At 62.3% G+C, this 20446-nt stretch carries 18 protein-coding genes; 9 read left to right on the top strand and 9 right to left on the bottom strand.

The genetic code is table 11. From position 1 onward, the window contains the following. The first annotated feature begins 86 nt into the window (after positions 1-86). The 3 genes from ACE3TY_RS09565 to sseA are packed head-to-tail and all read left to right on the top strand — an operon-like array spanning position 87 to position 2721. The gene (locus ACE3TY_RS09565) at positions 87-1085 is read left to right on the top strand and encodes a cysteine synthase A (RefSeq protein WP_374652852.1); all 999 of its coding nucleotides are present in this window, start codon (positions 87-89) and stop codon (positions 1083-1085) included. A gap of 60 nt (positions 1086-1145) precedes the next feature. Further along, positions 1146-1853, top strand: a complete 708-nt coding sequence (locus ACE3TY_RS09560; RefSeq protein WP_374652797.1) for an alanyl-tRNA editing protein — start codon at positions 1146-1148, stop codon at positions 1851-1853. A gap of 13 nt (positions 1854-1866) precedes the next feature. Continuing rightward, positions 1867-2721, top strand: coding sequence for a 3-mercaptopyruvate sulfurtransferase (sseA, locus tag ACE3TY_RS09555; protein WP_374652796.1), 855 nt, complete (start codon positions 1867-1869; stop codon positions 2719-2721). A 38-nt stretch (positions 2722-2759) separates the two neighbouring features. On the opposite strand, the gene ACE3TY_RS09550 is transcribed toward sseA, so the two are convergent. The 6 genes from ACE3TY_RS09550 to ACE3TY_RS09525 all read right to left on the bottom strand — a co-directional run bounded on the left by ACE3TY_RS09550 (position 2760) and on the right by ACE3TY_RS09525 (position 11188). Continuing rightward, positions 2760-4784, bottom strand: coding sequence for a CocE/NonD family hydrolase (locus ACE3TY_RS09550; protein WP_374652795.1), 2025 nt, complete (start codon positions 4782-4784; stop codon positions 2760-2762). A 10-nt stretch (positions 4785-4794) separates the two neighbouring features. After that, positions 4795-6441, bottom strand: a complete 1647-nt coding sequence (locus tag ACE3TY_RS09545; RefSeq protein WP_374652794.1) for an ABC transporter ATP-binding protein — start codon at positions 6439-6441, stop codon at positions 4795-4797. Next, positions 6431-7312: an ABC transporter permease gene (locus tag ACE3TY_RS09540; RefSeq protein ID WP_374652793.1), complete on the bottom strand. Its 882-nt coding sequence runs from the start codon at positions 7310-7312 to the stop codon at positions 6431-6433. The genes ACE3TY_RS09545 and ACE3TY_RS09540 overlap by 11 nt, the downstream gene beginning before the upstream one ends. 19 nt (positions 7313-7331) lie before the next feature. Next, on the bottom strand, positions 7332-8300 hold the full coding sequence (locus ACE3TY_RS09535) for an ABC transporter permease (protein WP_374652792.1): 969 nt from the start codon (positions 8298-8300) through the stop codon (positions 7332-7334). Positions 8301-8429: 129 nt separating this feature from the next. Then, positions 8430-10016 (bottom strand): ABC transporter substrate-binding protein, encoded by a 1587-nt coding sequence (locus ACE3TY_RS09530; RefSeq protein WP_374652791.1) that lies wholly within the window; start codon positions 10014-10016, stop codon positions 8430-8432. A 230-nt stretch (positions 10017-10246) separates the two neighbouring features. Further along, positions 10247-11188, bottom strand: coding sequence for an alpha/beta hydrolase (locus ACE3TY_RS09525; RefSeq protein ID WP_374652790.1), 942 nt, complete (start codon positions 11186-11188; stop codon positions 10247-10249). A gap of 109 nt (positions 11189-11297) precedes the next feature. Here ACE3TY_RS09525 and ACE3TY_RS09520 point away from each other — a divergent pair, with 109 nt between their 5' ends. The 5 genes from ACE3TY_RS09520 to ACE3TY_RS09500 all read left to right on the top strand — a co-directional run bounded on the left by ACE3TY_RS09520 (position 11298) and on the right by ACE3TY_RS09500 (position 16061). Next, the gene (locus ACE3TY_RS09520) at positions 11298-12290 is read left to right on the top strand and encodes a GlxA family transcriptional regulator (RefSeq protein ID WP_374652789.1); all 993 of its coding nucleotides are present in this window, start codon (positions 11298-11300) and stop codon (positions 12288-12290) included. Positions 12291-12416: 126 nt separating this feature from the next. Continuing rightward, positions 12417-13307, top strand: a complete 891-nt coding sequence (locus ACE3TY_RS09515; protein ID WP_374652788.1) for a 3-keto-5-aminohexanoate cleavage protein — start codon at positions 12417-12419, stop codon at positions 13305-13307. Positions 13308-13433: 126 nt separating this feature from the next. Next, positions 13434-14393 (top strand): L-carnitine dehydrogenase, encoded by a 960-nt coding sequence (locus ACE3TY_RS09510; protein ID WP_374652787.1) that lies wholly within the window; start codon positions 13434-13436, stop codon positions 14391-14393. A gap of 4 nt (positions 14394-14397) precedes the next feature. Further along, on the top strand, positions 14398-14895 hold the full coding sequence (locus tag ACE3TY_RS09505; protein ID WP_374652786.1) for a thioesterase family protein: 498 nt from the start codon (positions 14398-14400) through the stop codon (positions 14893-14895). A 5-nt stretch (positions 14896-14900) separates the two neighbouring features. Next, a complete protein-coding gene (locus ACE3TY_RS09500; RefSeq protein ID WP_374652785.1) occupies positions 14901-16061 on the top strand; it encodes an acyl-CoA dehydrogenase family protein in 1161 nt (386 codons plus the stop codon). 237 nt (positions 16062-16298) lie between these two features. Here the strand turns inward: ACE3TY_RS09500 and ACE3TY_RS09495 are convergent, their stop codons facing one another. Both ACE3TY_RS09495 and ACE3TY_RS09490 read right to left on the bottom strand, forming a co-directional pair. After that, complete coding sequence (locus tag ACE3TY_RS09495; protein ID WP_374652784.1) at positions 16299-16742, bottom strand: DUF1801 domain-containing protein; 444 nt, start codon at positions 16740-16742, stop codon at positions 16299-16301. 7 nt (positions 16743-16749) lie between these two features. Beyond that, positions 16750-17049 carry a DUF1801 domain-containing protein gene (locus ACE3TY_RS09490; RefSeq protein WP_374652783.1) on the bottom strand — a complete coding sequence of 100 codons (300 nt, stop codon included), beginning with the start codon at positions 17047-17049 and terminating at the stop codon, positions 16750-16752. A gap of 458 nt (positions 17050-17507) precedes the next feature. On the opposite strand from ACE3TY_RS09490, the gene ACE3TY_RS09485 reads away from it, so the two are divergent. Continuing rightward, positions 17508-19475 carry a DUF4114 domain-containing protein gene (locus ACE3TY_RS09485; RefSeq protein WP_374652782.1) on the top strand — a complete coding sequence of 656 codons (1968 nt, stop codon included), beginning with the start codon at positions 17508-17510 and terminating at the stop codon, positions 19473-19475. Positions 19476-19539: 64 nt separating this feature from the next. Here ACE3TY_RS09485 and ACE3TY_RS09480 read toward each other — a convergent pair whose 3' ends face one another. Beyond that, entirely contained in the window at positions 19540-20337 is a 798-nt protein-coding gene (locus ACE3TY_RS09480) for an enoyl-CoA hydratase-related protein (RefSeq protein WP_374652781.1), read from the bottom strand. Between the last annotated feature and the right edge of the window lie 109 nt (positions 20338-20446).

Raw genomic sequence — 20446 nt, 5'->3', positions numbered from 1 at the left:
CAGCGAGTCCACGCTTTCTGGCCCTTGATCGCATCAGGCAAACAACCTAGATTTCACACTAACTGGTGAATTCTACGAGGAATATGATGGATATCCGGCAAGGCTTCGTCGACACGATCGGCAACACGCCGCTTATCAAGCTGAAGAAAGCGTCCGAACTCACCGGATGCACCATCCTTGGCAAGGCGGAGTTTCTCAATCCCGGCGGGTCGGTGAAGGACCGCGCGGCCTTGGCCATCATTCAGGATGCCGAGGAAAGGGGGCTGATCCGCAAGGGCGGCCTGATCGTCGAAGGCACTGCCGGCAATACCGGCATCGGCCTTGCCCTCGTCGGTAATGCGCGCGGCTACAAGACGCTGATCATCATTCCCGAGACGCAGAGTCAGGAAAAGAAAGACATGCTGCGTCTTGCCGGTGCCGAACTCCGCGAAGTGCCGGCGCTTCCCTACAAGGATCCCGGTAATTACGTGCGTGTTTCCGAAAGCGTCGCCGAGGAGTTGAAGGAAAGCAACCCCAACGGCGTCATCTGGGCCAACCAGTTCGACAATGTGGCCAACCGCCTGGGCCATTACCGCACCACGGGCCCCGAGATCTGGAAACAGACGGATGGCAAGGTTGACGGCTTCATCTGCGCCGTCGGCACCGGCGGGACGCTTGCCGGAATCTCCATGTTCCTCAAGGAGCGGAATCCAAAGATCAAGATCGGCCTCGCTGATCCGGAAGGCGCCGCGCTCTACAGCTACTACAAGACGGGCGAACTCAAATCCTCCGGTTCCTCGATCACCGAGGGCATCGGGCAGGGCCGCATTACCAAGAATATCGAAGGGGCACCGATCGACATCCCCTACCAGATCCCCGATGCCGAAGCGCTGCCGATCGTCTTCGACCTCCTGCGCGAAGAAGGCCTGTGTCTCGGCGGTTCCAGCGGCATCAATGTCGCCGGTGCCATCCGCCTCGCCAAGGAGCTTGGTCCGGGCCACACCATCGTCACGATCCTGTGCGACTTTGGGACGCGGTATCAGTCAAAACTGTTCAATCCGGCCTTTTTGCTCTCGAAAGGCCTGCCAACACCGGGCTGGCTGTAGTTGTAACGCCTATCCACGCCCATTATGATCGGCGCCTAACAACAAGAAGCGTCGATCGGGATGGAAGAACTATTTCGCCAGGATTCCTATCTGCGGAGCTGCACGGCCGTCATCATTGCCAGCAGCCCCGAAGGCATCAGCCTTGACCGCACGGTCTTTTATCCGACCGGTGGCGGTCAGCCCGGCGATACGGGCCGGCTTCGGCTCGCCGACGGAACCAGTATCGAAATCGTCGACACGCGCAAGGGTGCAGCCCCGGGCGAGGTGCTGCATGTTCCAGCGGATGGTAGTGTTCCGCCCACGCCTGGCGCGGAAGTAACCGCCGAGATCGATTGGGACCGGCGCCACCGCCTGATGCGCATGCACACCTGCCTTCATCTTCTTTGTTCCCTCGTCAAAGGCGATGTCACTGGCGGCCAGATCGGCGACGGCAAGGGAAGGCTCGACTTCAACCTGGCGCCGGAAACGGTTCTCGACAAAGAAGCACTGACCGGTGCGTTGAATGCACTCATCGCCGGCAATCACGACGTGACGCCGCGCTGGATTTCGGACGAGGAACTGGCGGCCCGACCGGAGCTTGTACGCACCATGTCCGTGAAGCCGCCAAGCGGCCAGGGCAAGGTCCGCCTGCTCGATATCGCGGGCGTCGACCTCCAGCCTTGCGGCGGCACTCATGTCCGGAACAGTTCGGAAATCGGCCCGGTCGAGATCACGAAGATCGAGAATAAGGGCAAGATGAACAAGCGCATCAATATCGCATTCAAATAGGCACGGGCTCTTCATGACCAACAGCTTCGCCAATCCGCAATACCTTGTTTCGACCGACTGGCTGCAGGCCAATCTGAACCAGCCTGACTTGCGCGTTGTGGACGCCACCTATTATCTGCCGATGCAGAACAGGAATGCCCGCGCCGAGTATGACGAGCGGCATATTCCGGGCGCCGTCTTCTTCGATATCGACGATATCGCCGACAAGAATGTCGACCTGCCGCATATGCTGCCGGCACCCGAGAAATTCGCCTCGCGCGTCCGCAGGCTCGGCATCGGCGACGGCAACCGCATCGTCGTCTATGACGGCACCGGCATGATGAGTGCGGCACGCGTGTGGTGGATGTTCAGGATCTTCGGCGCCAAGGAAGTTTCTGTCCTCGATGGCGGCCTGCCGAAATGGCTGTCGGAAGGACGCCCGGTGGACGATCTGCTGCCAAATCCGCGTGAGCGCCACTTCAGCGCGCGCCTCGACAACACACAGGTGCGCAGCAAGGCGCAGATGCTGGCCAACATCGGCAGCAGGCGCGAACAGGCTTTGGATGCCCGCGCCAGCGGCCGCTTCAATGCAGCCGAGCCCGAACTCTGGCCCGGCCGCCGCTCCGGCCACATTCCGGGCGCCAGGAACCTGCCTTACACGCAGTTGCTGAAGCCGGACCAGACCTTTCACGATGCCGATACGTTGAAGGCCAGGTTCACCGCTGCCGGCATCGACCTCAGGAAGCCGGTCGTGACCTCCTGCGGCTCCGGCATCACCGCCTGCGTTCTGGCACTGGGACTCAGCCTGATCGGGCACCGCGACGTTGCCGTCTATGACGGCTCATGGGCGGAATGGGGCCTGCCCGGCGAAACGCCAGTCGAGCCGTAACTCAGATCGAGGACTTTCCGCGAATGCGGAGAATCCTTTCAAAGTAAATCCCGCTTCACCACTTCGCGCCAGTTTCGGCTGGCGAAGCGCTCGCCGTTTTCGAAGGCGTCGAGTTCCGCCGTCATGACAAAATCGTCATGGGTCGAACTCATCCGGCAGGTGACATCGATACGGATGTCCCAGCCCGGCCGAGACTGCACATAGGTCTGTTTGCAGGTGTAGGACGCGCAAAGGGGATCGTGCGGCGCAATCTTCAGCTCGCGGCGGATATTGTGCAGCACCTCTGTGCCGATCTCGTCGAAGCGCAGCCGCCCTTCACCAAAGACGCCTTCCGTATCGGTTATGTTGGTGACGCTGCCGGACACAAGGTCGTAGACGACCTCGCGCTTGACGCTGCCGGCACTTATCTGCGTCATCGGTGTCGCCGCTCCCGCCACGGGCTTCTCAAACGGTTCCACGCCGTCATTCGATTGCGGGCGGCGGTGTGGCAGGCTGAGGCGGCTTACCCCGGCGACGATACCGAGTGTTACGACTTCCGGTGCCGGCCAGATCAGTGGCCAATAGGCGCTGGTCAACGAAATGCGCAGGCGGTGACCGGCGGCGAAGCGATGGCCACAGGCATTCATCACCAGCTTGAAGCGATAGCGTCTGCCCGGTTCCAGCGCGGTCGGATTGGCATGGGAGTCGCGATGCGTCAGGTTGATCACCTGGAAGCTGACGCGCAGCGCCTTCCCATCCGGCGCCACGTCCGAGAGACGCGCGCAGAGCTGCGCCACAGGCTTGTCGCTGGTGAATTCCAGATCGAGTTCCGGTGCGCCCAGAACCTGCATCGCTTCCTTGAGCGGCGCGCTGTCGAAAACGAGCGCACCGACATCGTCGAGACGCTGATCGCCCGGCAGTTCGCCGACGCATCCAGCCCCCATCCATTCGCCGCCGACCATGCCGACATGCTGGGGCGAGCAGAGCGGCAGGCTCTCCTCCGTCCCACCGATCGGCGATAGACCATCCTTGTTCAGGTAGAAAACCTCCGGCGCGATACCGGTCGAGGGATAGCTGTCCTCCGCCACCCAATGGCCGGGATGGGACAGCCGCGTTGTTTCCGGCGGCGTGTAATCCTGCATCCAGGCACGCAGCATCGGGCCCCTATCGGCGTCGTTCTGCTTGCCTTTCAGCCAGCGATCCCACCAGGCAACGGCGTCCTGCAGGAAGCCGATCGCCGGCCCCGGCGTGCCGTCCTGCGGATAGATATGCGCCCATGGGCCGATGACGCCTTTCCGCGGCACCTTGAGGTGCTGCAGCATGCGCGGCACGGCATTGGTGTAGGAATCGACCCAACCGCCGACAAGATAGACGGGGACCTGGATCGCATCCCAGTCCTCGCAGACGGAACCATGCTGCCAGTAAGCATCGCGGCGCTGGTGCTTAAGCCACAGGGCCGGCCAGAACGGCATGTTCTCCAGCCGCTCCCGCCATTGGTCGCGCCATCCGGCGCCGACAAGTTCCGGATCCGCAGGCCGGCCCTGATAGGCCAGCATGATCGTGCCCCACCACAGATTGTCGTTGAGCAGGCAGCCGCCCATGTAATGGATATCGTCGGCATAGCGGTCATCGGTCGAACAGACCGACAGCACGGCCTTCAATGCCTTCGGCCGGCGGGCTGCGACCTGCAGGCAGTTGAACCCGCCCCAGGATTTCCCCATCATCCCGATCTGGCCGTCGCACCAGTTCTGCGCCGCCATCCAGTCGATGACCTCAAGCGCGTCATCCTGTTCCTGCTGGATATATTCGTCCCACAGCAATCCGTCGCTCTCGCCGGAGCCGCGCATATCGACGCGCAGGACAGCATAGCCATGGCCAGCGAAATAGGAATGCATCGGCTCGTCACGTGCGCGCGTACCGTCTCGCTTGCGATAAGGAATGTACTCAAGGATCGCCGGAACCGGCTTATTATCGGCACCTTCAGGCAGCCACAGCCTGGCCGCCAGGCGGCAACCGTCCTTCAGTGTGATCCAGAGATGTTCGGTAACGCGGAAATCCAGCGGCAGATCGACGGCTTCGGCCATGAAGGGGCACTCACTTGGCTTTGGCCTGCCGTTTCTGCAGCAGATTGGTCAACCAGTCCGGATCCATTTCCGGGACGGATGACAGCAGCAATTCGGTATAGGCCGGATGAGGTGGCGACAGAACCTTGGTCTTGAGGCCCTGTTGTACCACTTTACCCTGGTTCATGACCACAATCTCGTCGGCGATGGCGCGCACCGTCGCGATATCGTGCGTGATGAAAAGGTAGGAAATGTCGAACTCGGCCTGCAGGCGCAGCAGCAGCTTGAGGATTTCCTCCTGCACGATCTGATCCAGTGCCGACGTAACCTCGTCGCAGATGATGAGATCGGGTTCCGCCGCCAGGGCGCGGGCGATGCAGATACGCTGCTTCTGGCCGCCCGACATTTCGGCCGGCAGCCGGTCGATATAGCTCTCGTCGAGCTCGATCATCTTCAGCAGCTCGACGATCCGAGCCTCCAGCGTGTTGCCGCGAAGATTATGATAAAAAGTCAGCGGCCGCCCGATGATGTCATAAACCCGGTGCCGCGGATTGAGTGCTGTGTCCGGGCTCTGATAGATCATTTGGATGCGGCGCAGGCTCTCCTTGTCCCGCTGGGCAAGAGCCGGCGGCAGGTCGGCGCCGTTGAACTTGACCGAACCCTTGCTGGGTGGCAGCAGACCGGTGACGACGCGGGCCAGCGTCGATTTGCCTGAGCCGGACTCACCCACCACGGCGACTGTCCGGCCACGCGGCACCGAGACCGAAACATTGTCCAGAATCTTCACCGCATTGCCATAGGCGGCATCAACATTCTCGACCTTCAGGATCAGGTCCTCGGTAGTCGTTTCCTGCTTGGCGAGGCCGCGCACGGCCCAGAGCGAGCGTGTATAGGCTTCCTTCGGCGCCGCCAGCATCTCGCGCGTCGGCGCTTCCTCGACCAGCTTACCGTGCCGCAGCACCATAATGCGGTGCGCCATCTGCGCCACGACCGCCAGGTCATGGGTGATGTAGATCGCCGCTGTATGGAACTCCTCCACGATGGCACGGATCGAGGCGAGTACCTCGACCTGGGTGGTGACGTCCAATGCCGTGGTCGGCTCGTCGAAGATGATCAGATCCGGCCGGCAGGTCATTGCCATCGCCGTCATCACGCGCTGCAGCTGCCCGCCCGAAACCTGGTGCGGATAGCGCGAGCCGATATTGTTCGGATCCGGCAGACGCAACCTGCCGTAAAGATCCTTGGCGTCGGCCACCGCCGCTGCAGTCTCGCGGATGCCGTGCTGGGTTTCGGTCTCGATCGTCTGGTCGATCAGCCGGTGTGCCGGGTTGAACGAGGCTGAGGCGCTCTGCGCCACATAGGCGATGCGGGAACCGCGCAGCCTGCGGCGTTCTTCGTCCGTGGCCTTCAGCAGGTCCATACCGTCGAAGGTAACCGTGCCACCGTTGAAACGGCAACCCGGGCGCGCAAAGCCCATCGCGGCGATGCCCAGGGTCGATTTGCCGGCACCCGATTCGCCTATCAGGCCCAGCACCTCGCCGCGGCGCAGCGTCAGGTCGATGCCCTTGACGATCTGATGCCAGACATCGTCGCTCTCGCCCTCGATCATCACGCCGCGCATTTCCAGGAGAACATCTCCCTTGGTACGCCCCGGTTGCTTCAAATTGTCATTGCCCATCGCGCAACCCGCTTGTCTTGTGCAAGAACCAATCGACGATGAAGTTGATCGCGACCGTCAGCAGCGCGATGGCGCCGGCCGGCAGCAGCGGGGTGATATCGCCATAGATGATCAGCGTCGCATTCTCCTTCACCATCAGGCCCCAATCGGCGGTCGGCGGCTGCAGGCCCAGGCCCAGGAAGGACAATGAGCTGATGGTCAGGAACACGAAGCAGTAACGCAGGCCGAACTCGGTCACCAGCGGCGGCATGATGTTGGGCACGATTTCGCGCAGCACAACCCAGCCCACCCCCTCGCCGCGCAGGCGTGCTGCCTCGACGAAATCGAGTGATACGACATTCATCGAAACGGCGCGCGTCAGGCGGAAGACGCGGGTCGCATCGACCACGCCGATGACGATGATGAGGTTGATCGCCGTTGGCCCCAGGATGGACAGCATCATCAGCGCGAAGATCAGGCTGGGGATGGCCATCAAGGCATCGACGAAGCGGCTCACCGCCTGGTCGAACCAGCCGCGCAGGATCGCGGCCATGATGCCGAGCAAACCGCCGGTCAGGAACGAGAACATCGTGGCGGCGAAGGCGATGCCCATGGAATTGCGCGCGGCGAAGATCATGCGCGAAAGCATGTCGCGGCCGAGCTGGTCGGTGCCCAGGTAATAAGGCGCCGCCCAGGGTAGATAGGAATCGCCCACGACCTCGGCTTCCTTGAACGGGGCGATATAGGGGGCGAACAGCGCCACCACGACATAACCGAAGAGCACGACCAAGCCGAACCAGGCGCTCCATGGCGCTTTCTTAAGTTCCCTTAGCGCCGTTGCCCGCTTCGAGCGCCGGGCCCTGGGTACCTTGGTTGTCACAGCTTCAGCCATTCCTTGTGTCCTCTTCCCCTCAGCGCGGATGCAGCAGGCGGGGGTTCGTCGCGATCGAGATGATGTCCGCCGTCAGGTTCAAGAGGATGTAGGTGGCGGCGAAAATAAGCGCACATGCCTGCACCACCGGGATGTCGCGGGATGTCACCGCATCGACCATCAGCTGGCCGATGCCGGGATAGGTGAATACCACTTCGACCACCACGACGCCGACCACCAGATAGGCCAGGTTGAAGGCGATCACATTGACGATCGGTGCCCAGGCATTGGGCAGGGCGTGATGCAGGATCACACGGCCTTTGCTGAGACCCTTCAGCCGCGCCATCTCGATATAGGGGCTGGCCAGCAGGTTGATGATGGCGGCACGCGTCATGCGCATCATGTGCGCGACGATCACCAGCGTCAGTGTCAGCGCCGGCAGGGCGCAGCGCAGCAGCCTTTCGCCCAACGCCGTGTCCGCATCGACCGATGCCAGGCTCGGGAACCAGTGCAGTTTCACGGACAGGAACAGCATCAGCAGATAGGCCATGAAGAATTCCGGCATCGAGATCGTCGTCAGCGTCAGGGCGTTCACGATCCGGTCGAAAGGCGAGTTGCGATAGAGGGCGGCGAGGATTCCGAGCCCCAGCGCCAGCGGTACGGCGATAAGCGCCGTGAGGCTAGCCAGGAACAGAGTGTTGGCGAGGCGAGGCGCGATAAGTTCGGCCACCGTGCGGCGGTAATCGACACGGCTGGCGAAGGATTCGCCGAAATCACCCTGCACCACGTCGACGACCCAATTGACATAGCGTGTGACCGGCGGCTTATCGAGACCGATCTCGCGTTCGAAGGCGGCACCTGTCTCTGGCGTCCAGGCCTGCCCGAGAATGGCCTTGGTGAAATCGCCCGGCAGCCATTCGACCAGCGAGAAGATGACGATCGACACGATGAACAGGGTCATCAGACCCAGCCCCAATCGCTGCAGGATCGTTCGTGTGATTGGATGCATCACGTTCCCACCGCACCCAGCGATGTCCCCTGGTTAAGTCGAACTGCGATTTCGCGAGAAAGTCCCCAAAAGGGAAAGATCGGGCCGCCGCCTTTCGGCAGCAGCCCGATCGCGTCCCCTACCGGAAGCTTAGGCCATCCACCAGCGCGAGCAGATCTTCATCCCGTCGACATCCCAGTTCGACAGCAGGTCGCCGTGGGCGACCGCCTTGGAATGGGCCGAGACATAGTTGTTGAAGACGATGTTGATGAGACCGCCATCGTCATGCAGCAGCTGCTGCATTTCGGCATACTGCTTGGCGCGGGTATCGGAATTGGTTTCCGAACGGGCGGCAACCAGCAACTCGTTGAAGCGCGGGTTCTTCCAGAAGGTATCGTTCCACGGTGCCTCGGCCGCGTAGGCGGTCGTGAACATCCAGTCGCAGGTCGGACGGCCGTTCCAGTAGGAGGCGCAGAACGGCTTCTTCAGCCACACCGCGTCCCAATAGCTGTCCGCCGCTTCGCGGATGACGTTGATGTTGATGCCGGCCTTGGCAGCACTCTCCTTGAAAAGCGTCGCTGCATCGACGGCGCCCGAGAAGGCCGCGTCGGAAACGGACAGATCGACCGTGAGGCCTTCCTTGCCCGCCTTTTTCAGCAATTCCTTCACCAGGTCCGGGTTGAAGGTGTGCACCGGTTCCGGGTTGATCGCATACTGCACCGACGGCGCAATCGGATTGTCGTTGCCGGCGGTCGCATAGCCGTGGAACACCTTCTTGGCGATTTCCTCGCGATCGATGGCGTTCTTCAGCGCATTGCGAACATCCGGATTGTCGAACGGCGCCGCGGTCACGTTCATCACGAAGATGTAATGGCCATAGCCGGTTACTTCCGTGACGTTGATATCCGGGTTCTTCTTCAGGAGGTTGACGGTCTTGAGGTCGCAACGGTCCATGAAGTGGATTTCGCCCGAGGTCAGCGCATTGGTGCGCGCCGCCACGTCGGCGATGACTTTGATCTCGACATCGTCGAAATAGGCCTTGCCATAGAAATTGTCGTTACGCTTCAGCTTGGCGCCGACGCCCGGATCGAATTTCTCGATCATGTAGGGACCGGTGCCGATGCCCGATTCCCAATCGACCTTGCCGTCGGCCTTGGCCGGCATGGTCTTCAGGTGATAGTCGCTGGCATAGAAGGGGAAGTCGGCATTGGCGCCCTTCAGGGTGATGATGATGTTGTCACCATCCGCCTTGATCTCCTCGATCGTGTCGACAACCGACTTCGCCGCCGATTTCGAATCCGGGCCCATATGGTGCTTGTAGGAGGCAACCACGTCTTCCACCGTCACGGCCTTGCCGTTGTGGAAGGTGGCGCCCTTCCTGAGCTTGAACGCCCACTTCTTGGCGCCTTCCGACGGCTCGAAGCTCTCGGCCAGGTCGCCGACGATGTTGCCGGCCGTATCCATCTCGGTCAGGCTGTTGCCGGTGGCGCCCCAGCCCACGGTGCCGGTCATCTGGTCCGGATAGGTCGCGGGATCCAGCGAATCCGTCGTGGCGCCATGGCCCAGGCCGATCTTGAACGTGCCGCCCTTCTTCGGTTCCTGCGCATAGCCGGCGCGGCTCAGCACGCCGGTGGCCAGGGCCGTCGAAACGCCCAGCGCCGCCGCGCGGCGCATGAAATCACGCCGCGAGACGCGCTTGGCGAAAGCGGCCTGCTGCAACTCTTCCCATTGATTCATTCTGGTCTCTCCCTAACGGCCGAACCGACCGACCCCATGCCGACCGGCGGCTAACCCTGTTGCACGACCGATGCTGTCAGATTGTTGCTCCGCGCACCGGCTTCTCGGTTTCTTCTAGTTAAGCCATCATTAGGGCAGCGCGGCAAGAATTCTTGATGAATTACGACATGCGGCCATTGCTATGCGACACAATCACCGGATCGTGCTGCATTTTCTCACGCTGCGCGCATCTACTGCACCGCAAGGGCGGCCCTGATCGCATCGCAGCAGCGCGCAAGTTCCCCCGCTGCCGCGGGCGACAGATGGACCAGCCTCAGATAAGTGTGCGGAAGCCCGGAACCACAAGTATAATCGCACGGTATGCCAGCATGACGAAGACGTTCGGCCAGCATTTCGCCATGCGGTCGGATCGGGTCCATTTCCGCGGTGGCGATGAAGGCCGGCGGCAGTCCGGCAAAAGACTTGGCGGAAAGCGGCATCGCATAGGCGTTGCCGGCAAGGCTCTGCCCGCCGAAATAAGACGTGACGTAATGGCTCATGGCGGCCGCCGACACCCCGCCCGAACTGCCCGGCGCCACACCCACGCTCAGGGCCGGATAAATCAATGCCTGCAGGCGGATGGAAGGCCCGCCATGGTCCCGGATCCAGAGGCAGAGCCCGGCCGCCAGGTTGGCGCCGGCGCTGTCCCCCGCGACGGCCAGGCGCGCCGGGTCGAGCCCCTGTTCCCGCCCTTCGCGCGCCACCCAGGTGACGGCGGCCAGGCAGTCCATGAGCGCATCGGGAAAGACATGCTCGGGCGACAGCCGGTAATCGACCGACAGTACCGCGACGCCCGCTCCCGCGCAGATGCGCGCCGTCGCCAGATCGTGGCTCTCCGGCGATCCCAGCATCCATCCGCCGCCATGGAAATAGACCACGACCGGCAGCGACGCGGCGCCGGCGCCGGCCGGCCGATAGAGCAAGGCGCGGCGCGCGCCGTTGCCGGCTGGCACCATCACCGTCTCCACGCTGACCCCAGCCGGATGCGGCGCATGATACCGCTGCCAATAGGCATCATAGATCCGGCGCTGCTCGGCCATCGGCAGGGCATCGTATTGCGCCGTGAAAACGCCGTCCGTATCTTCGATGAAGGCCGCCACCAGCGCGTCGGCCGGCTTTATCCCGCTTCCCATCTGGACTCCCGCCAAGATTTGCTGATCCTTGCGCAGGGCGCATTCGACACTGCATCATCGCGCCCCACAACCGAAATCGACCGCAGCCGCAACGCGAACCCTGACGAACATGAATCCAGCGCCCGCCAACGACCAGACCATGACGATTGGCTTCCTGCTGATGCCGCTCTTCTCGATGATGGCCTTCGTCTCGGCGATCGAGCCGCTGCGCGTCGCCAACCGCATGGCGGACCGCCAGCTCTATCGCTGGGAAGTGCTCTCGCGCGACGGCAATCCGGTGACGGCGTCCAACAACATGTCGCTGGCCGCCGACCATTCCATCGCCAGGCATCCGCCCTATCCGATGGTTGCCATCTGCGCCAGCTTCAATCCCTTGCGCCATTTCGATGCCGCCTTGAAGCAATGGCTGCAGCGCCAGAACGCGGCGGGCGTCGAGCTGGGAGCCATGGATACCGGCGCCTTTCTGCTGGCGCGTGCCGGCCTCCTCGACGGCTACCGAGCCACCACGCATTGGGAAAGCCTCGACAGTTTCGCCGAAGCCTTTCCAAAGGTCGAGGTCGAGAACGCCCTCTATGTCATCGACCGCAACCGCTGGAGCTGCGCCGGCGGCACCGCCTCGCTCGACCTGATGCTGCACATGATCCGCCGCCAGCATGGCCACCGCATCGCCGCCGCCGTCTCGGAACAGTTCATCCATCCCGAAATCCGCGGCCCCGGCGATCGCCAGCGCATGGAGCCCAAGGAGCGCCAGGGTATCAATCATGCCGGCCTCTCGCGCGTCATTCAGCTGATGGAATCGCGCCTGGAGGAACCGGTCATGAGCGCGGCGCTGGCCAAGGCGGCCGGCATGTCATTGCGCCAATTGGAACGGCTCTTCGACCGCTATTTCGGCATGTCGCCGCGCCGCTATTACCTGGATCTGCGCCTGCAGCGGGCGCGGTCCATGCTGCAATATACCGACATGTCCATCGTCGAGGTGGCGGTGGCCTGCGGTTTCGGTTCCGCCGCGCATTTTTCCCGCTCCTATCACGCCTGGGCCGGCAAGGCGCCAAGCGCCGAGCGCCGCCGCCCCGCCCTCGGAATCATGCCCGCCCTTCGCTGATGCGAGAGTTCGGCTCAAGTCGGTATTCATCAATCGCTTGTCGGAATGCGTCAACCCGAAAACAGGCCGCCAAGCCAGCATCCCTGCCATCTCAAGAATCTTCATGCCGCAAAGAGAGAGCCAGCCATGAATTACGAAGTGATCGTCACCTGCGCCGTCACGGGTGCCGGCGATACCGTGGGCAAGCACCCCGCCATTCCGGTGACGCCCAAGCAGATCGCCGATGCCGCGATCGAAGCCGCCAAGGCCGGCGCCACGGTCGCCCATTGCCATGTGCGTGATCCGGAGACCGGCAAGGGCAGCCGCGACGTCAACCTCTACCGCGAAGTGGTCGACCGCATCCGCTCCTCGGGCACCGATGTCATCATCAACCTCACCGCCGGCATGGGCGGTGACCTGGAAATCGGCGCTGGCGAGGATCCCTTCAAGTTCGGCAAGGCGACCGACCTGGTCGGCCCCCTCACCCGCCTCGCCCATGTCGAAGCCCTGCTGCCGGAAATCTGCACGCTCGATTGCGGCACGCTCAATTTCGGCGACGGCGACTATACCTACATCTCGACCCCGAACATGTTGCGCGCCGGCGCCAGGAAGGTGCAGGAACTGGGCGTGAAGCCGGAACTTGAAATCTTCGACACCGGCCATCTCTGGTTCGCCAAGCAGATGCAGAAGGAAGGCCTGCTCGGCGACAGCCCGATGTTCCAGCTGTGCCTGGGTATTCCCTGGGGCGCCCCCGCCGATACCACGACGATGAAGGCCATGGTCGACAATCTGCCGGCAGGCGCCATTTGGGCCGGCTTCGGTATCGGCCGCATGCAGATGCCGATGCTGGCGCAGGCGCTGCTGCTTGGCGGCCATGTCCGCGTCGGCCTCGAAGATAATATCTGGCTCGACAAGGGCGTCCACGCCTCGAACGGTTCCCTCACCGAGCGCGCCTGCGAGATCGTCACGCGCTTGGGCGCCCGCCCGCTCACCCCGGCCGAAGGCCGCAAGAAGCTCGGCCTCAAGGCCCGTGGGTAAGGATTTGTGGCCAGCAGTGGATTGCCGGGTCAAGCCCGGCAATGACGGTCCTTATTAATTCGTCATGCCCGGGCTTGACCCGGGCATCCACTCTGGCCGCAGTGAACTGTTAGGAAGGAATTGTAAATGATCACCAACATCAAGAAAGCCGCCGTCATCGGCACCGGCGTCATCGGCTCCGGCTGGGCCGCACGTTTTCTGGCAGCCGGTCTCGACGTCGTCGCCTGGGATCCGGGCCAAGGTTCCGAGGCGCAGCTGCGCGCCAATGTCGCCAATGCCTGGCCGGCGCTGGAAAAGGTCGGCCTGAAGCCAGGCGCCTCGCAGAACCGCCTCACCTTCGTCGCCACCGTCGAGGAAGCGGTGAAGGATGCCGATTTCATCCAGGAATCTGCGCCCGAGCGCGAAGACCTGAAACTGAAGCTTCATGCCCAGATCACGGCCGCGGCCAAGCCGGATGCCATGATCGGCTCCTCGACCTCCGGCCTGCTGCCCTCGGACTTCTATAAGGACGCCAAGAATCCGGAACGCTGCATGGTCGGCCACCCCTTCAATCCGGTCTACCTGCTGCCGCTGGTCGAAGTCTGCCCCAGCAAATGGACCTCACCCGAAGCCGTCCACGCGGCGATCGAATTCTACAAGAGCCTCGGCATGCGCCCGCTTCATGTGCGCAAGGAAGTCCCGGGCTTCCTTGCCGACCGCCTGCTGGAAGCAGTGTGGCGCGAAGGCCTCCATATGATTAAGGACGGCTACTGCACCACCGGCGAACTCGACGACGCCATCCGCTTCGGCTTCGGCATTCGCTGGTCGTTCTTCGGCATGTACATGATCTATCACATGGCCGGCGGCGAAGCGGGCATGAAGCACTTCCTGGAGCAGTTCGGGCCGGCCTTGGACCTCCCATGGACGCATCTGAAGGCACCGCCGCTGACCGATGACCTCATCGACAAGATCGTCGAAGGGACCGAAGCGCAGGCCGGTAAGCATTCGATCAAGGATCTCGAGCGCCTGCGCGACGATTGCATCATCTCGGTCATCAACGCGATCACCGATGCCAAGGCCAAACACGGATGGAAGTACGAGGATTAATGCGATGAGCGCCCCGCTCCGCCCGATCGGTCTCCACCCGCATCGCGAGGTGGTCCGGCCCGAATGGGTCGACTACAACAACCACCTCAACGACGCCTTCTATCTGGTTATCTTCAGTCACGCGACGGACGCGATGATGGACCAGATCGGGCTCGATGCGGCGGGGCGGGAGCGCGGCAAGCATTCTCTGTTCACCGCCGAACTGCACCTCAACTATCTGAAAGAGGTGAAGGTAGATACGGAAGTCCGCGTCGAGACGATGTTCTTGGGTTTTGACGCCAAGCGTCTGCATATCTTCCACACCATGTATCGCGGCGACGAGACGGAACCGGTGGCGACCAACGAGCAGATGCAGCTTTCCATGGACATGACCGGCCCCCGCGTGGCGCCGTTCCAGTCGGATGTCCTGGCCGCGATCGAGAAAATCGCCGCCGAGCATGCGAAACTGCCGCGACCCATTCAGTCCGGTCGGGCGATTGCACTACCGCCTAGGAAGGGGTGAGGACCATGAACTTCGGATTGACCAGCGAGCAGCAGATGCTCGTCGAGGCGACCCGTGCCTTCGTCGAAGCCGAACTCGTGCCCTACGAGAACGAAGTCGAAAAGACCGACAAGGTCCGCCCGGAACTCATCCACCAGATTCACGAGCGCGCCATCAAGGCCGGCTTCTACGCCGCCAATATGCCGGAAGAGCTGGGCGGCGGCGGTCTCGACCATCTCGCCCTCACACTGCTTGAGCGCGAACTGGGCCGTACCAGCTTTGCCCTGCAATATGCCGTGCATCGCCCGAGCAACATCCTGCGGGCCTGCAACGACGAGCAGAAGGAACGCTATCTGCTGCCGACCATCCGGGGCGAGCGCATCGAATGCCTTGCCATCACCGAACCCGACGCGGGCTCGGATGTGCGGTCGATGAAGACGCGCGCGACAATCGAGGGCGATGACTTTGTCATCAACGGCACCAAGCATTTCATTTCCTATGCCGATGTCGCCGATTACATCATCCTGTTCACGGCCTCGGGCATCGAAGACACCAAGCGCGGGCCGAAGAAGCTGATCACCAGCTTCCTTGTCGACAAGGATACGCCAGGCCTTGAGGTTCGCATGGGATCACGGTCGGTCAGCCATCGCGGCTTCCATCATTGCGAACTGGTCTTCGACAATTGCCGGGTGCACAAGCGCCAGGTGCTGGGCGAGGTCCATCACGGCTTCGACGTGGCCAACACCTGGCTCGGCGCCACCCGCCTCACCGTGGCCGCGCAATGCGTCGGGCGCGCCCAGCGCGCCATGGAAATGGCGGTCGATTGGGCCGCCACCCGCAAGCAGTTTGGCCAGACCATCGGCAAGTTCCAGGGCGTCTCCTTCAAGCTTGCCGACATGGCGACCGAGATCGAGGCCGCCAACCTCCTCGTCCTCCAGGCCGCATGGAAGACCGTCGAGCGCACCGTCCAGGACCAGGATTATGCCATCGCCAAGCTGTTCTCGACCGAGATGCTGGCCCGCGTCACCGACCAGGCCGTGCAGATTTTCGGCGGCATGGGCCTGATGGAAGAAACCGGCATCGAACGCTTCTGGCGCGACGCGCGCGTCGAGCGCATCTGGGACGGTACGTCGGAAATCCAGCGCCACATCATCTCGCGCGCCTTGCTGCGGCCGTTCGAAAGTTAGAATTCTCCCCCAACCGCACCTCTCCGGAAGCGCAATTCAATCGCATTGACCCAGATGCGTCATGCCCGAGCTTGACCCGGGCATCAGGATTGACCGGGCTCTGGTCTTCTGTTGCAGGCTGATCCCCGGGTCAAGTCCGGGGATCAGCCTAAAGAATGCCACATGCGATTGGCCTGGAGCTGACCCGGGCATGACGAAGGCATGCTTCTCCCAGAACCGCTGTTGCATTTTCCTATGCTACTTGGTCTTGGACTTGTTCAGGGCCACGGCAGCGCGAATGAGCGCCTTCAACGCATCCCCGTCGATCTCCTCGCCTTCGTGTAGGTCGATGGCGCGCCTTGTGTTCCCCTCAAGGCTGGCGTTGAAGAGGCGCGAGGGGTCTTTCAAGGCCGCCCCTTTGGCGAAGGTCATCTTGACGGCGTTCTTGTATGTCTCGCCTGTGCAGATCAACCCACCATGCGACCACACCGGAACGCCCCGCCACTTCCATTCCTCGACGATTCCGGGATCCGCCTCCTTTATCAAGGCACGCAGGCGGCTGAGCATCTTGCCCCGCCAGTCGCCCAGCTCCGCGATTCTCGCGTCTATCAGCTGAGAGGGAGATGTTTCGCCCTTCTCTTCCTTCGAGCCGCCCGTCCTCGCCTTCACGATTGCCGGCGCCTTCTTCATCGCTGTTTTCATTCGCCTCTCACATTCGTTCGCCGGGTAATTTACTGGCCTGTTTCACCCACGCGACCAGTTGAGCCTCATCGAACTCGTCGCCCTCGTAGATATCGAGATAGCGCGTGTCCCTGTTCCTTGACTCGCCAGGGGGAGCAGGGCGCAGCGACGCGCCGCGGAAGAAGGCCACCTTGATGTATTTCGTTAGGCAATGAAAACCGAGGAACCAGCCCTGCCCCTCAATGCCATAAAGGGGCGAGTTCCACTTCACCGCCTTGTGCACGCCGGGAACGGCGCGCGATGAGCATGTCCAGGCGGCGCCCGACATCGCGTTTCCAGCCCGGCATGGCCGCGATATAGGCCCGCACGGGCGCGTCGCCCTCCGCCTTCGCGACCTGAGGATTGCCGCCCGCGAGGAGGACCGGCTTCGCGGCACCATCCTTAGGCGCCTTCCTGGCAATCTTCGCCGACTTCCTGGACGTCCTTTTGGCAATGGCGGACAGCGCTTTGATTGCGGTATCGGTCATCGGTCAGCAAACCTTCCAGGCGGTCGACGCAGTACATTTATCCCTACGTCCTGCAACTTTGTAAACAAGGTCTAAAACTTGCTGCGCATTCGCCGCAAAAAGTTATCGAGAAGTTAATTCGTTGAGCTGCCTGGGCCTGTTGCACGATTTCGATCTTATATGCACACAAGGATATGCATATTCGGACGCCTCGCCCCTGCTCAAAAGACCCGGCTGCGCACATCTTTCCAGCAAGGGATTTTGAGGAAGACCACCCGCCATGGCGCAGCTTGTCAAGCTCGGTAAGTTTCTTGTCGAAATCGACGGCACTCATCTTGCCTTCTTCGACACCACCGGCAATCCGCAAGGCCGCCCGCAGGATCTCGCCCAGGCGACGCAGCTGACTCTGCCCGACGGCACCACAATGCCAGTCGATCAGTTCACCGAGCTGCTGGCCGGCGATCCGGAAGACCTCGCCAATTTCCAGACCGCAGCGGGTGGACCGGGCGCGGATCAACCCACCGAAGCCGATAGCGGCGGCGGTCGCTTTGCCGTGTTCGAAGATGCACACGGTATCGGCGGATTGGCGTCGGTCGGGGGCCTGCAGCAGACGGACCAGCCTTCCACCCCTGATCTCGACACGCAATCGCGCCGCGCGGATGTGCTCGAGGACGATATCGCCCCCTTGCAGACAGTCCTTGCCAACGAGGCGGCCTATCTCGCGCCCGAGGTTACCGCCGAAGGCGGCAAGGTCGAATACCATACCACCGTCACGACCGGAAAACAGAACCCGCTCGGCGATCTAAAGGTCGGCGACTATCTCACCAAGGGCGGCAGCGAAGGCAAGGCGATCGACCCTGCCATGGTGAACGGTGTCGACAGCCGCAACCTCACCCTGGCCCAATCGGCCGAAGTGAAGCTGGGCTTCGTGTCCGAGGGTGCCGGGTACAAGTCGATGGTCGGTGTCTATGCCTTCGATGCCAATGGCAACATCGTCCCGGACAGCGTCAAGCTGGTCTGGCTCGATGCCAGCCAGGTCAAGCAGGGCGTCGCGGGCGGTGCCTTGGGCAAGGATTTCCTGGGCAATTCGCAGCCGTCGGAAATATCGCTCGGCAATGTCGCCGCCGATACCAGGCTCGGTTTCTTCATCGTCGCCGACGGCGCCAGCAACAAGAACAATCAGAAGCTGCTGGGTTCCATCGCCGACAATGACAAGGCCGACAATTACGACGACGATCTCGCGGCGATCAACCAGCATCTGAGCTTCGCGATGGACGCCAAGGGCAACGGCCGGATTCTGGTCGACGGCAAGCCGCTCGCCGGCAACATCTATTTCACCCACGACAAGTCGCTCAACACCGACGGCAACAGCAACGACATCGAGCACACGCTCTCCGGCACCGCCACGCCCAATGACGGCAAGCTCTATGTCGGTTTCGAGGATCTCGCCGGCGGTGGCGACCGCGACTATCAGGACGTGGTCATCAGCGTCGATATGGGCAGCTACAATATCAACAAGCTCACCCAGACCGTGACCCAGCCCTCGGTCGATCTCAACGACGCCGACAGCACGCATCTGGCCGGCGCCGTGATCACGACCGACGGCTTCCAGCCTGGCGACAATCTCAACGTCCCCGACAATCCGCTATTCGACGTATCGGTCACCCATGACGGCGACGATCTGACCATCACGATTGCAGCCAAGGCCGGCGTCGAAACGATCGAGGCGTTCGAGGATTTCATCAACCACGTCTATTTCTCGACCACGAGCACGGACGAGAGCAGCCGCGAGATCAGCTATGAAGTCACCGACGCGGACAGCCAGCACTCGAATGTCAGCACGGTGGCGATCGAATTCAGCCACAGTTCGGACGATCTGCTGCATCTCGACGTCCAGGAAATCGGCCAGTACCACGACCTGGGCGCCGGCCACGACACCGTGCAGTTGGGCCAAGACAATATGAGCTTCGGCCACGGCCACGCCAGAATGCTGGACAATGTCGAAGTCATCGACGCCAGGGGCGCCGGCCATAACGACATCTCGATTTCCATCGACGACGTGCTCGACATGACCGAGGGAAACCATCACCTCACCATCCTCGGCCAGAAGGGCGACAGCCTGACGCTGACCGGCGACGGCTGGACGGCCACCGACCATGGCGACGACTTCACCACCTACACCTTCAATGACGGGGTGCATCAGGCGGTGGTCGAAGTCAGCAACCAGATGGCGCAGATTATCGTGTGAGGGCCGCCGCGAAGGGGCGAAAAAGGTATCGTCGGCGACCCCGTTCAGGCCCCTCTCCGGCGGCTTAATTCCCCCTGAAATCGGCCTTCCGCTTCTCGGCGAAAGCCTTGACGCCCTCCTTGGCATCGGCCGACGAATCCGCCGCCTCATAGGTCTTCATCGTGCCCGACCGGATCAGCTTGAAGCTGTCCTCGACCGAAATCGCTTCCATGTGGCGCAGGCATTCCTTCAACGCCTGGACCGTGAGCGGGGCGCCGGTGGCGATCAGATCGGCCCATTCGCGCGCCGCTTCCAGCAGTTTTTCCCCCGGCACGATCTTGTTGACGAAGCCGTAATGCGCCGCCTCCAGCGCCGGCATGCGACGGCCGAGCAGCAGGATTTCCATGGCGATGTTGTGCGGCAGGCGTTTGGGCAGGCGCTGCACGCCGCCGGAATCCGGCACGATGCCAAGCGGCAGTTCGGGCAGCGAAAACTCGACATGCTCGGCGGCGATGACGAGATCGCAGGCCAGCACCAGTTCCCAGCCGCCGCCGATGCAAAGGCCGTTGACCGCCGCGATGACGGGCTTGTTGAGGTCCCAGAGTTCGGTGAGGCCGGCGAAGCTGCCGGGGCCGTAATCGTGCTTCCACCATTTGCCGACCAGGTTCTGCGCGGCCGCCGCTTTCAGATCCCAGCCGGCGGAAAAGATCTTCTCGCCGGCTGCCGTAACGATGCCGACGCGCAGGTCTGGATCGTCGCGCAGCAGGCAAAAGGCATGCCCCAGCTTGCGCGACGTTTCGATATCGATCGCATTGACCTTGGGCCGGTCGAGCGTGATTTCCAGCACCGCGCCGCGCCGCTCGACTTTCACTGCTTCCGTCATGTCCTCAACTCCCTCGATGCACGAACGATCCCATCTGCATAGGCGGCGCCCATGAGGTTGGATGACGATTCTCGACAATACCCACAGGAAATACGACAAGCCCTCGGTG

The organism is Dongia sp., from assembly GCF_041918875.1.
In the GTDB taxonomy this organism is placed as follows: domain Bacteria; phylum Pseudomonadota; class Alphaproteobacteria; order Dongiales; family Dongiaceae; genus Dongia.
Note: the sequence above shows the minus strand (reverse complement) of the source record. Positions and strands in the feature narration are given on the sequence as shown.